The following is an 11,351-nucleotide window of genomic DNA, read 5'->3' as shown; positions in this document are numbered from 1 at the left end:
CCCCATTTGTCCTTGCACCAGCCGCACGCGCTTTCCTCGCCGCCATTGCCGACAATCGCGTTCCACAAGCGGTCTGTTTCGGCCTGGTCGTCGGTCGCGACCTGGAACGAGAAAGCCTCGTTGTGCTTGATCGCCGGCCCGCCGTTCATGCCGATGCAAGGAATGCCCATCACGGTGAACTCGACCATCAGGATATCGCCCTCCTTACCCGCAGGATAGTCGCCAGGCGTGCGATAGACTGTTCCCACCGTGCTGTCCGGGAACGTCTCGGAGTAGAACTTCGCGGCGTCCAGCGCGGCGCTGTCGAACCAGAGAAAAATCGTGTTTTTGCTGACCATGTTGGTTCTCCTGAATTGGGACAGATAAAAGAGGGGCACTCGCCCATCAACAGGCTGGGTTGCCCAGGCATAGACTTCTTCGATTTAACTTCTTGAAAATAGTGCCGGAAAAATTCCCGGCCCCATTCCTTGATTACTGAACAACGACAATGGTGTTTTGCCATGGTCGACGACCAGTGGCACGGATGATGGCTTGCTATTATTCCATGTCCGCATCCGGCCAGGGGCAGTCAATGACAAACGGCAGCCGCATGGCGGCTTGCGCTCGGTTCGGCCGACTGCTAAAGTTGCTCTAGTGAGCAACGTTTTCCAGGCAGCAGTTAGGCGTCGGAAGCATCCCTTCTTCTACATCACGATGACACTTCGAATCGCCTCCTGCAGTTGCGGCCAGCTCTCTGCCAGCGTCTCTGGAGATCCGATCCGCGTGTCGGTCTGCCATTGCCTGTCATGCCAGCGTAGAACCGGCGGCGTCTTTGCGGCGCAAGCCAGGTTTCCGCGGCAAGCAGTCGAGATCAGCGGAACCGGCACGGAGTATGTCCGTGTCGGCGACGAAGGCGGGAGGTGCAGGTTCACCTTCTGTCCCACTTGCGGCGCCACGGTCTACTTCGTCATGGAAGGCACGGAAGACAGTATTGCGATTCCCGTCGGCGCCTTCGCCGAATCGAGCTTCCCGGCGCCAACGTTCTCGGTCTATGAAGATCGGATGCATTCCTGGGTAACCATGCCCAAAGACATGGAGCACATGGCGTAACGCCGCCACTGAGGCCTGACCCCTCTCTCAAGCGGAACTTGGCTCGAACGTTGAGCGACCGCTTTCGGGCCGTAAGCAGCCATCCAGCAATGCCACGACCGGCCAAATGCGGAGGTACAGGCACGCGTTTATTTAACATTGATTGCGCACCTTATTCATGGCAGCATAGGCAAACTCTTTACGCACGGCAATCTGGCAGGCCGTTTGATGCTTAAGCACTTGAGAGGTCGAATAATGGGATTTGACAGGAAGTTCCTGGTTTCCGGACTGGCTTATGCGGTCCTCGGACTGGCGTTCGGGATTTACATGGGCATGGCGCAAGACCACTCGCAACTGGTTACGCACGCCCACATTCTACTGATCGGCTTTGCGATTTCCGTCGTTTACGGAGTCATCCACAAGCTGTGGCTAACCGGAGTCCGGCCCGGCCTGGCGACATCGCAATTCGTCCTGCATCATGCGGGCGCCTTGATCATGCTGGCCAGCCTGTTCCTGCTGTCGGGACAATTCGTCCCCGAAGAGACTATCGGCCCGGTTCTCGGCCTTTCATCTATCGCGGTCCTTTTGGGCATGTTGCTCATGCTGTTCATGGTGATACGCGCGCCAGCCGGAAAGGGCGCTATGTTGAACTGATGGCTGCGGTGTGATGAGTACTATTAATAATCTAATAATTTATAACAGGGAAAACAAATCATGAAAAAACAGATATTGAGCATTTCGCCGGTCCAGACTGCCAAGGTAGTAGCCCTTCTTTATTTCGCTATTTCCTTCCCGATCTTTGTTCTGATGAGCCTGTTTTTCCTGATTATTCCAGGGAACAAAGCACCGGCGATTGGCGCGATGATTGCGCTGCCTTTTATTTATCTGGTGGTCGGTTTTGTTTTCACGGTGATTGGCGCATGGGTTTACAACCTCATTGCAAAATGGGTCGGCGGTATTGAATTTACTACCTCCGATATTGAAAATTCCTGACACGGTGTTCAGGCAGGACTGCGCAGACAAGATTCCGCGCAGTCCCGCAAGTATCAAATCCGCATGCCTTATACGCTGAAACGCACTGCCTGCCGCGCCAGCAGGCGCCAATGGCCATCGTGCTTCTTCCACACCATCAGGATTTTCAGGGACACGTTGCCCGGCTTGCCTGAGTCATTGGTGGCTGCCACCAGGGTGTGACGCACCACCGCGGTATCGCCCGAAATCTTGACGCTCTGGTCCGACAAGGCGATGCTGATGAAATCCGATTCGCCGCTGACCAGCGCGCCTATGAATTCCGCCTTGTCCTGCACCTTGCCGTTCGAGTGGCCGTAGCTCAGTTCGTCCAGCACCAGCCGGTCAAGCGCTGTGCGATTGCCGGGGTGGAGCATTGCTGCCCGCAGTTTCTCGACTTGCTCCGCTACCGTTTCTTCATCGGGGGCGGCAGTCGCTCCCTGGGCAATGATCATGGAACAGACCATCGCAGTGCACAAATACATCCATTTCTTAAACATCGGGGGTCTCCTTGGTGGTGTTGTGTTTTCTTATCAGTCATCATACAACATAAAATATCGCCTGCAATCCCGGATTTGCATGAATAGCGCCAGTCCGTAGGGTGATTTGACAAGGAGGGCGCGAACAAGACATAATCAATCAAGTTGTATGACAACGTATAACAATAAACGGGAGCACATAGTCAAGGACACGACAGTCGCAGATACGCGACAATGTCTGCGATCTCTCTCAAATCGGCACGGGACATGGCATGAGCGACAAGACAAATAGTGCAGAAGGCGGCGCGCGGTACCAGCGCCTGTTGTTGACCGGTGCCGGCGGCGGCCTGGGCAAGGTATTGCGGCCAAGGCTGGCGGCGTTCGCCGCCACCATCAGGGTTTCCGACCTGGCCGCGGCTTTGGCGGAGGACGCTGCGCCGCATGAAGAGGTACAGCCCTGCGACCTGGCCGACCGCGCCGCGGTCGACGCGCTGGTGGCCGGCTGCGACGCCATCGTGCATCTGGGCGGGGTGTCGGTGGAGCGGCCGTTCGAAGAAATCCTGGAAGCCAACATCAAGGGCGTGTTCCACATATACGAAGCGGCGCGGCGCCATGGCGTCAAGCGCGTCATCTTCGCCAGCTCCAACCATGTCACCGGTTTTTACCGGCAAGATCAGGTGATCGACAGCCACGACCTGCGGCGCCCGGACGGTTATTACGGCTTGTCCAAATCCTACGGCGAAGACATGGCGCAGCTGTATTTCGACCGCTACGGCATCCAGACAGTCAGCATCCGCATCGGCAATTCCTTCCCGACCGCGAAGGACCGGCGCGCGCTGGCCTGCTGGCTGAGTTATGACGACCTGACGGAGCTGCTGCGCTGCAGCCTGTTTACGCCGCAGGTGGGACATACGGTGGTGTACGGCATGTCGGACAATAACGGCGTCTGGTGGAACAACCGCTATGCCGCGCACCTCGGTTTTGTGGCGCGCGACAGCTCGGAGCCATTCCGCGCCGCAGTCGAGGCGCAGCCGTTGCCGGCCGCCGACGATCCGGTGCGGTTGTATCAGGGCGGCATGTTTACGGTGACAGGGCCGTTCGAGCCGCAATAAGCGGGCTTGAACAGCAAGCCCAGGGATAAGCGCAAAATAAGCGCAGCCAGGGCGGAATGCAGGGAGACCGCGGCAATCGACAGATGGAATGGGCGATTGCCGTGCCGAGATAAGCAGAAAAGCTACAGGAGCATTCGTCAGTCATGGGTTTTGCACTTCACTTTAGCGACCTTCTTCCCTACTGGCCGGTATTTCTCGAGGGCGCCTGGCTGACCCTGAAGATGACCGGCGTCGCGGTGGTGGTCGGCGTCAGCGCCGGCACGCTGGTGGCTTTCGCCAAGCGCGGCCGCCGCAAATGGCTGTCGAAAGCCTGTTCGGTGTATATAGACGCGGTGCGCAACACGCCGTTCCTGGTGCAGTTGTTCCTCCTGTATTTCGGCCTGGCCAGCCTCGGCATCCACATGCCGACCTTCGCCGCCGCGGTGCTGGCGATGATCATCAATATCGCCGCCTATGCCGCCGAAATCATCCGCGCCGGCCTGGAAGCGGTGCCGCGCGGCCAGATCGAAGCGGCCGAGTGCCTGGGCCTGTCGCGCTGGCGCATCGGCTGGCACGTGATGCTGCAGCCGTCGATAGAGAAGGTCTACCCGGCGCTGACCAGCCAGTTCCTGCTGATGATGCAGGCCTCCGCCATGGCCTCGCAAATCTCGGCCGAGGAACTGACGGCGATCGCCAACACCGTGCAGTCGGACACTTTCCGTTCCCTGGAAACTTATATCGTGGTGGCTTGCCTGTACCTGGCGCTGTCGCTGCTGGTCAAGCTGCTGGCCTGGGGCCTGGGCGAATATTTCTTCAGGCGGCGCCGCGTGATCCGGCGCGCCGCGGCGCAGGCCGGCAAGAAGCAGCCGGGGGCGGCGGCTGCCGATGCATCCGTGATTGGCGTCAGCAAGCGGAGGACGACATGATCGGAAATTTCAGCTGGACCCATCTGATCTACCTGGCGCAGTCGATCTGGTGGACGCTGCTGCTGTCGCTGATCGCCTTCCTGCTCGGCAGCATAGGCGGCTTCGGCATCATGCTGGCGCGCATTTCGCCGCGCCGCTGGCTGCGCCTGCCGGCCTTGCTCTACATCGAATCGATACAAGGGATCCCGCTGCTGATCCTGCTGTTCATCGTCTACTACGGCCTGTCGGTCTATGGCTTCGCCTTACCGGCACTGGTGGCGGCCGGGCTGGCGATGATGGTCTACACCAGCGCCTACCTGGGCGACATCTGGCGCGGCTGCGTCGAAGCGATGCCGAAACCGCAGTGGGAAGCGGCCGAATGCCTGTCGCTGACGCGCTGGCAGACGCTGCGCCTGGTGATCATCCCGCAGGCGCTGCGGCTGTCGCTGCCGCCTACCGTCGGTTTCCTGGTGCAAGTCATCAAGATGACTTCGCTGGCCTCGGTGATCGGTTTTGTCGAGCTGACGCGCGCCGGCCAGATCATCAACAACTCGATCTTCCAGCCCTTCCTGATTTTCAGTCTGGTCGGCGCTTTCTATTTCGCACTGTGTTACCCGCTTTCGCGCTGGAGCGAAGCTATGGAGAATAAGCTCAATGTCGGCAATCGTTAACCCAATCGTCAAGCTGGACCAGATCTACAAGAGTTTCGGCGCCAACCAGGTCTTGAAGGGAGTCTCGTTCGAAGTCGGCAAGGGCGAGATGATCGCCATCATCGGCGCCAGCGGCTCCGGCAAGAGCACAGCCCTGCGCTGCATAGACCGGCTGGAAACCATCGATTCCGGCAGCATCGAAGTGTGCGACATCCGGGTCGACGATCCGCAGGTCGACCTGCACCGGCTGCGCCAGGAAGTCGGCATCGTGTTCCAGAGCTATAACCTGTTTCCGCACCTGACGGTGCAGGAAAACATCATGCTGGCGCTGCGCCACGTCAAGCGCCAGCCGCGCGCCGAGGCCTTGCAGGTATCGCTGGCGGCGCTGGAGCAGGTCGGCCTGGGCGACAAGGCCGGCGCCTATCCGGAGCAGCTGTCCGGCGGCCAGCAGCAGCGGGTGGCGATCGCGCGCTCGCTGGCGATGGCGCCGAAGGTCATGCTGTTCGACGAGGTGACTTCGGCGCTCGATCCGCAGCTCACCGGCGAGGTGCTGCGTGTGATGGAAGACCTGGCGGCGGGCGGCATGACGATGCTGCTGGTGACGCATGAAATGGCGTTCGCCAAACGGGTCGCCGACCGCATCATCTATATGCATCAAGGCAAGGTCTGGGAAGTCGGTCCCGGCGAGATGCTGGACGCGCCGCAAACTGCCGAGTTGCGCGCTTTCCTCAACAACGGTTTGTAGCAGGACTTAGCGTCACATAACTATTCCATAAAACAGGAGACAGACATGAAACTCAACAAACTCTTTACCCGCAGCTGCATCGCTACTTTGCTATTCTGCGGCGCAACCCACGCGGTGCTGGCCGACCAGCTGGACGACATCAAGAAGGCCGGAAAAGTGAGGGTAGCAATCGCCATGGGCACGCCGCTGTTCAGTTTCGCCGACGCCAACCTGCAGCCGACCGGCTCGGACGTTGATACCGCGACGCAGCTGGCGCAAGACCTCGGCGTCAAGCTGGAACTGGTGCCGATCACCAACGCCGCCCGCGTGCCGACCTTGCAGGCGCAGCGCGCCGACCTGGTGATCGCCGATTTGTCGATCACGCCTGAACGCGCCAAGGTGGTCGACTTCTCGGTGCCGTATGCCGTCATCACGATCATCGTCGGCGGACCGAAGAGCATCAAGATCAAGGATTATGCCGACCTGGCGGGCAAACGCATCGGCCTGACCCGCGCTACCGTCAACGACACGGTCACCACCCAATTGGCCAAGGGCGCGGAAATCATGCGTTATGAAGATGATGCCACCCTGATCACTTCGATGGTGACCGGCCAGATCGACATCTTTTCCAGCACGCCGTCCAACCTGGCCGAAATGATCAAGCGGGCGCCGGCCAAGAACCTGGAACTGAAATTCGCACAAAAGGATTTCGACCTGGGCATCGCGATGAACAAAGACCAGCCGAAGCTGAAGGAATGGGTCAATGCCTGGGTTGTCGCCAACCACAAGAACGGCAAGCTGAATGCGATCTACAAGAAATACCATGGCCGCGATCTGCCGGCTACGATCGCCAACGCCAGCTAAGCTAGTCACAGCAAACGGCGACCACCGGGCAGGCTCGGTGATCGCCGGATCGCCGGCCGCCGGAATCGTCAGGCGCTAAGGCAGCTGCCGTCCACCAGGCGCGGCAAACCAAGCGGATTGCCGTCCTGCAGTTCAGCCGGCAGCAGCGCGCCCGGCAAGTCCTGGTAGCACACCGGCCGCAGGAAGCGGTCGATGGCAGTGGCGCCGACCGAGGTGCTGCGGCTGTCGGAAGTCGCCGGGAACGGGCCGCCGTGCACCATCGCATAAGACACTTCCACACCAGTCGGAAAACCGTTGACCAGGATGCGGCCGGCTTTGCGCTCCAGCGTCGGCAGCAGCTTGCGCGCCAGTGCGTGATCTTCTTCATCCAGTTGCAGCGTGGCGGTCAGCTGGCCGGCCAGGTGTTCGGCGACGGCGCGCATTTCGTCTTCGTTGCGGCAGGCGACCAGCAGCGAGCTGGGGCCGAAGATTTCATCTTCTAGCTGCTCGGTGGCGAGGAAGGTGGCGGCGTCGGTGGAGAATAGCGTCGCCTGGGCTGCGCATGGCGCTGCCGCAACTTGGCCCTGGCCGAGCGTATCGACCCCGGCCAGTGCGCCCATGCGCTCGACGCCGGCGACATAGGCGTCGTGGATGCCGGGCGTCAGCATGGTGCCTGCCGCCTTGGTTTTCAATGCCTGCAATGCCGCTTCCTGGAACTGCACCAGGTGTTCGCCCGCCAGGCCGATCACCAGGCCGGGATTGGTGCAGAACTGGCCGACGCCCATGGTCAGCGAGTCGACGAAAGCTGTGCCGATTTTCGCTGCGCGCGCGGCCAGCGCATGCGGCAGCAGGAACATCGGATTGATGCTGCTCATCTCGGCGTAAACAGGGATCGGTTCACGTCTTTGCGCAGCGGCGCGCACCAGCGCCAGTCCGCCCTGGCGCGAGCCGGTGAAGCCGACCGCCTTGATTGCAGGGTGGCTGGCCAAAGCCTGGCCGACTTCGTTGCCGGCGCCGATGACCAGGGAAAATACGCCTTCGGGCAGTTTACAGGCAGCGACTGCCTGCTGGATCGCGCGTCCTACCAGTTCCGAGGTGCCGGGATGGGCATTGTGGGTCTTGACCACTACCGGGCAACCGGCCGCCAGCGCCGAGGCGGTATCGCCGCCGGCCACCGAGAACGCCAGCGGGAAATTGCTGGCGCCGAATACCGCGACCGGGCCGATGGCGATCTTGCGCAGGCGCAGGTCAGAGCGCGGCGGAGTCCGTTCCGGCAGCGCCGAATCAAGGGTGGCGCCGAGGTAATTGCCGGCCCGCAGCACACTAGCGAACAAGCGCAACTGGCCGACCGTGCGGCCGCGTTCGCCTTCCAGGCGCGCGGTCGGCAAGCCGGATTCTTGCGCGGCGCGTTCGATCAGCGCGGGCCCCAGCGCCAGGATGCCGCTGGCGATCTCTTCCAGGAACTCCGCGCGTTGCTGCGCGGTGGTTGCGCGATAGCTGTCGAAAGCCTGTTGCGCCAGGGTGCAGGCACGATCTACTTCAGTTGCGCCGCCGGCACCGAAATCGGGGCCGATCTTTTCATTGGTGGCGGGATTGACGGCACGCAGCGTGCCTTCCGTGCCGCGCACTGCAGATTGGCCGATGAGCATTTCACCAGTGATATTCATTTATATTCCTCAGTTCGATTATATGCACCACCGCAAAAGCAGTTCAATGGGGTCAGAGTTTTTTTTCGGCAGTCTTATCGCCGAAAATTACTCTGCCCCCATTTAACGGACCACGGAGTAAGTGCCGTGGATTACTGCGGTCCCTGCGCCAGAATCAGCGCCTTCAACTGTTCACGTTCTTCCGCATTCAGATCAATCAGCGGTGTACGCACCGGCCCGCCGTCGTGGCCGACAATGGTGGCGCCGGCCTTGACGATACTGACTGCGTAACCGGCTTTCTTGTTGCGGATCGCCAGGTAAGGCAGGAAAAAATCGTCCAGCAGGCGGCCGGTGGTGGCGTGGTCGTCGTTCTTGATCGCGGTGTAGAAATCGATCGCCATCTTCGGCAGGAAATTGAACACCGCCGAGGAATACACCGGCACGCCGAGCGCCTTGTAGGGCGCGGCAAACAGTTCCGCGGTCGGCAAGCCGCCCAGGTAGCTCAGGCGGTCGCCTATGCGGCGCCGTATCGACACCATCAGTTCGATATCGCCGATGCCGTCCTTGAAGCCGATCAGGTTAGGGCAGCGCGCCGCCAGCAGTTCCACCGAATCCGCATTCAGGCGGCAGATGCCGCGGTTGTACACCACCACGCCGAATTTCACCGAATTGCAGATGGCTTCGACATGCGCGACCAGGCCGTCTTGCGAGGCTTCGGTCAGGTAGTGCGGCATCAGCAGGATGCCTTGCGCGCCGAGGCGTTCTGCTTCCTGCGCGAAAGCGATCGCAGTGCGGGTCGGTCCGCCGGCGCCGGCCAGGATCGGCACCTTGCCGCGGCAGGTTTCGACCGCCACCCGCACCACGTTGGAATACTCCGCGGTCGTCAGCGAAAAGAACTCGCCGGTGCCGCCCGCTACAAACAAGGCGCTCGCACCGTAGGGCGCCAGCCAGTCGAGCCGAGCTGCATAGGTGCTCGGGCGGAATTCGCCTTGCGCATCGAAATCGGTGATCGGGAAGGACAGCAGGCCGGAGGAAAGCGTTTGTTTGAGTTCTTGAGGAGTCATGGTCTCGGGGTGAAGTAGTGCTGCGGTTGATAATCGGATGCTTGCGCCGCAAGAAGGCGTCCGGCACCCGGGTGATTAAGTTATCAGTCATCGTACAACAAAGATTTGCAGTATGCAAGCCTGGAAATGTTGTTTGTTTAAACGAAAATTCAGCGGAAATGAGAGAAACCGGGCGTAAAAAGCCAGGCCGGGCGGCGCGGAAGCAATATCCGGTCAGGGAAGTGTTCGGATCTGTCATGAAACCGCCGGACGCGCCGGCGGCGGGATCTTCAGCGTTTTATTACGACGCCAGCGCCATGCTGTCCTGCACCTTGCGCAAACGCTCGCGGCTGTTGCTCAGGTGGGTGCGCATCGCAGCCCGTGCAGTTTCCGGATCCTGGCGCACGATGGCATTGTAGATATCTTCGTGTTCGCGGTGGACGCGGTCCAGGTAAGCCGCCGGGTCGTCATGCGCCAGCCTGGCGGAATTGATCCGGGTGCGTGGAATGATGGTGGTGCCGAGGTGGGTCAGGATGTCGACAAAATAGCGGTTGCCGGTAGCTTGGGCGATGTGCAGGTGGAACTGGACATCGGCCGCGACCGAGTCGCCGCGCTCATGGGCGCTCTTCTGGAAGGCATCCAGCGCCATCCGCATCTGCGCCAGCTGCTCGTCGCTGCGGCGCGCCGCGGCCAGCCCGGCAGCTTCTGCTTCGAGGCTGATGCGCAGTTCCAGGATGGCCAGGATATCGCGCATGGTGATCACGGTTTCCGGATCGATGTCGAAATTGCTGGAGCTGCTGGCAGCCAGCACAAAAGTGCCGATGCCGTGCCGCGTCTCTACCAGCCCCGATGCCTGCAGGTGCGAAATCGCCTCGCGGATCACGGTGCGGCTGACGCCCTGGGTGCGCATCAGCTCGGATTCGGTCGGCAGCTTGTCCCCCGGCTTGCTGCTGCCGCTGCGAATACTGTCGGCAATATTGGCGACCACGCTCTGCGCCAGGTTGCGATGCTTCTTGCGCGGTGCGCCAGGGTCGGACTGTGCAGTGAGCGATGTATTGAGCGGTGTATTCATAGGTGGGGGCCGCGGGAAAGGTAAATCTAGTTGCTAAAATATTTTTCGCTGATTATACTACGATTCAAGTTGTAGGATGACTGATAACATCACGGTAGTTTAACGCAGGTTAAAACATCAAGAATAATAAGAACGGCGCCTTGTAACAAGCCCCGGCCTGGACCCGCAGCACGCGGCACGGGCTGCGGGCAGCGAAAGCTGTGCATTCCAGGCCGCTTTGCCGCAGGCGCCGACTCTGGCGAAACAGGAGACGTAGGTGAATAACGATAAAACGGCGGGGCCGGCAACAGCCCCGCGCGGCAAGCTGCGCTACATGATTTTGTTCATGCTGTTTGCGGTGACCACTTTCAATTACGCCGACCGCGCGATTCTTTCCATTGCCGGCACGGCGATGAAGAGCGAGCTGGGCTTCGATGCGGTCACCATGGGTTTCATCTTCTCGGCTTTTAGCTGGGCTTATGTGCTGGGGCAATTGCCGGGCGGGTGGCTGCTCGACCGCTACGGTTCGAAACGGGTGTACGCCGCCAGCATCTTCATCTGGTCGCTGTTCACCCTGCTGCAGGGCGGCGTGCATTTCCTCGGCGTGTTGTGGGCGGTGCCGGCCTTGTTCATGCTGCGTTTCATGGTGGGCCTGGCGGAAGCGCCGTCGTTTCCCGCCAACGGCCGCATCGTCGCCGCCTGGTTCCCGACTACCGAGCGCGGCACCGCCTCGGCGATTTTCAATTCCTCGCAATATTTCGCCACCGTCTTGTTCGCCCCCCTGATGGCCTGGATCACGCATGCTTACGGCTGGTCGGAGACGTTCGTGGTCATGGGCGCGGC

At 60.6% G+C, this 11,351-nt stretch carries 14 protein-coding genes; 9 read left to right on the top strand and 5 right to left on the bottom strand.

Annotated features, from left to right (window positions below; all coding sequences use genetic code 11):
• The coding region (locus tag JWQ61_RS01145; protein WP_304358892.1) for a VOC family protein at nucleotides 1–338 on the bottom strand (338 nt) is incomplete at its 3' end.
• A 424-nt stretch (nucleotides 339–762) separates the two neighbouring features.
• Between JWQ61_RS01145 and JWQ61_RS01140 the strand changes: the two genes are divergently transcribed.
• From JWQ61_RS01140 to JWQ61_RS01130, 3 genes are all read left to right on the top strand, one after another.
• Complete coding sequence (locus tag JWQ61_RS01140) at nucleotides 763–1,089, top strand: GFA family protein (protein WP_304358891.1); 327 nt, start codon at nucleotides 763–765, stop codon at nucleotides 1,087–1,089.
• A gap of 234 nt (nucleotides 1,090–1,323) precedes the next feature.
• Nucleotides 1,324–1,722 carry a hypothetical protein gene (locus JWQ61_RS01135; protein ID WP_304358890.1) on the top strand — a complete coding sequence of 133 codons (399 nt, stop codon included), beginning with the start codon at nucleotides 1,324–1,326 and terminating at the stop codon, nucleotides 1,720–1,722.
• A gap of 60 nt (nucleotides 1,723–1,782) precedes the next feature.
• Nucleotides 1,783–2,061, top strand: coding sequence for a DUF3566 domain-containing protein (locus tag JWQ61_RS01130; protein ID WP_304358889.1), 279 nt, complete (start codon nucleotides 1,783–1,785; stop codon nucleotides 2,059–2,061).
• A 68-nt stretch (nucleotides 2,062–2,129) separates the two neighbouring features.
• Here JWQ61_RS01130 and JWQ61_RS01125 read toward each other — a convergent pair whose 3' ends face one another.
• On the bottom strand, nucleotides 2,130–2,576 hold the full coding sequence (locus JWQ61_RS01125; protein ID WP_304358888.1) for a nuclear transport factor 2 family protein: 447 nt from the start codon (nucleotides 2,574–2,576) through the stop codon (nucleotides 2,130–2,132).
• A 251-nt stretch (nucleotides 2,577–2,827) separates the two neighbouring features.
• On the opposite strand from JWQ61_RS01125, the gene JWQ61_RS01120 reads away from it, so the two are divergent.
• From JWQ61_RS01120 to JWQ61_RS01100, 5 genes are all read left to right on the top strand, one after another.
• Nucleotides 2,828–3,667 (top strand): NAD(P)-dependent oxidoreductase, encoded by an 840-nt coding sequence (locus JWQ61_RS01120; RefSeq protein ID WP_304358887.1) that lies wholly within the window; start codon nucleotides 2,828–2,830, stop codon nucleotides 3,665–3,667.
• Between the two features lie 143 nt (nucleotides 3,668–3,810).
• Entirely contained in the window at nucleotides 3,811–4,572 is a 762-nt protein-coding gene (locus tag JWQ61_RS01115; protein WP_304358886.1) for an amino acid ABC transporter permease, read from the top strand.
• Nucleotides 4,569–5,222 (top strand): amino acid ABC transporter permease, encoded by a 654-nt coding sequence (locus tag JWQ61_RS01110; RefSeq protein WP_061538415.1) that lies wholly within the window; start codon nucleotides 4,569–4,571, stop codon nucleotides 5,220–5,222. The genes JWQ61_RS01115 and JWQ61_RS01110 overlap by 4 nt, the downstream gene beginning before the upstream one ends.
• On the top strand, nucleotides 5,206–5,946 hold the full coding sequence (locus JWQ61_RS01105; RefSeq protein WP_061538416.1) for an amino acid ABC transporter ATP-binding protein: 741 nt from the start codon (nucleotides 5,206–5,208) through the stop codon (nucleotides 5,944–5,946). The genes JWQ61_RS01110 and JWQ61_RS01105 overlap by 17 nt, the downstream gene beginning before the upstream one ends.
• Nucleotides 5,947–5,991: 45 nt before the next feature.
• Nucleotides 5,992–6,789, top strand: a complete 798-nt coding sequence (locus JWQ61_RS01100; protein ID WP_304358885.1) for a transporter substrate-binding domain-containing protein — start codon at nucleotides 5,992–5,994, stop codon at nucleotides 6,787–6,789.
• A 68-nt stretch (nucleotides 6,790–6,857) separates the two neighbouring features.
• Here the strand turns inward: JWQ61_RS01100 and JWQ61_RS01095 are convergent, their stop codons facing one another.
• From JWQ61_RS01095 to JWQ61_RS01085, 3 genes are all read right to left on the bottom strand, one after another.
• Nucleotides 6,858–8,435 (bottom strand): aldehyde dehydrogenase (NADP(+)), encoded by a 1,578-nt coding sequence (locus JWQ61_RS01095; protein WP_304358884.1) that lies wholly within the window; start codon nucleotides 8,433–8,435, stop codon nucleotides 6,858–6,860.
• Between the two features lie 131 nt (nucleotides 8,436–8,566).
• A complete protein-coding gene (gene kdgD / locus JWQ61_RS01090; RefSeq protein ID WP_304358883.1) occupies nucleotides 8,567–9,478 on the bottom strand; it encodes a 5-dehydro-4-deoxyglucarate dehydratase in 912 nt (303 codons plus the stop codon).
• 280 nt (nucleotides 9,479–9,758) lie between these two features.
• The gene (locus tag JWQ61_RS01085; protein ID WP_304358882.1) at nucleotides 9,759–10,529 is read right to left on the bottom strand and encodes a FadR/GntR family transcriptional regulator; all 771 of its coding nucleotides are present in this window, start codon (nucleotides 10,527–10,529) and stop codon (nucleotides 9,759–9,761) included.
• 313 nt (nucleotides 10,530–10,842) lie between these two features.
• Here JWQ61_RS01085 and JWQ61_RS01080 point away from each other — a divergent pair.
• Nucleotides 10,843–11,351 (top strand): MFS transporter (locus tag JWQ61_RS01080; protein ID WP_304358893.1); only part of this gene is annotated, 509 nt, incomplete at its 3' end.

It is taken from the genome of Collimonas fungivorans (genome assembly GCF_028292705.1).
GTDB lineage: Bacteria > Pseudomonadota > Gammaproteobacteria > Burkholderiales > Burkholderiaceae_D > Collimonas > Collimonas fungivorans_B.
The sequence above is the reverse complement of the archived record's forward strand: the minus strand, read 5'-3'. Positions and strand labels throughout refer to the sequence as shown.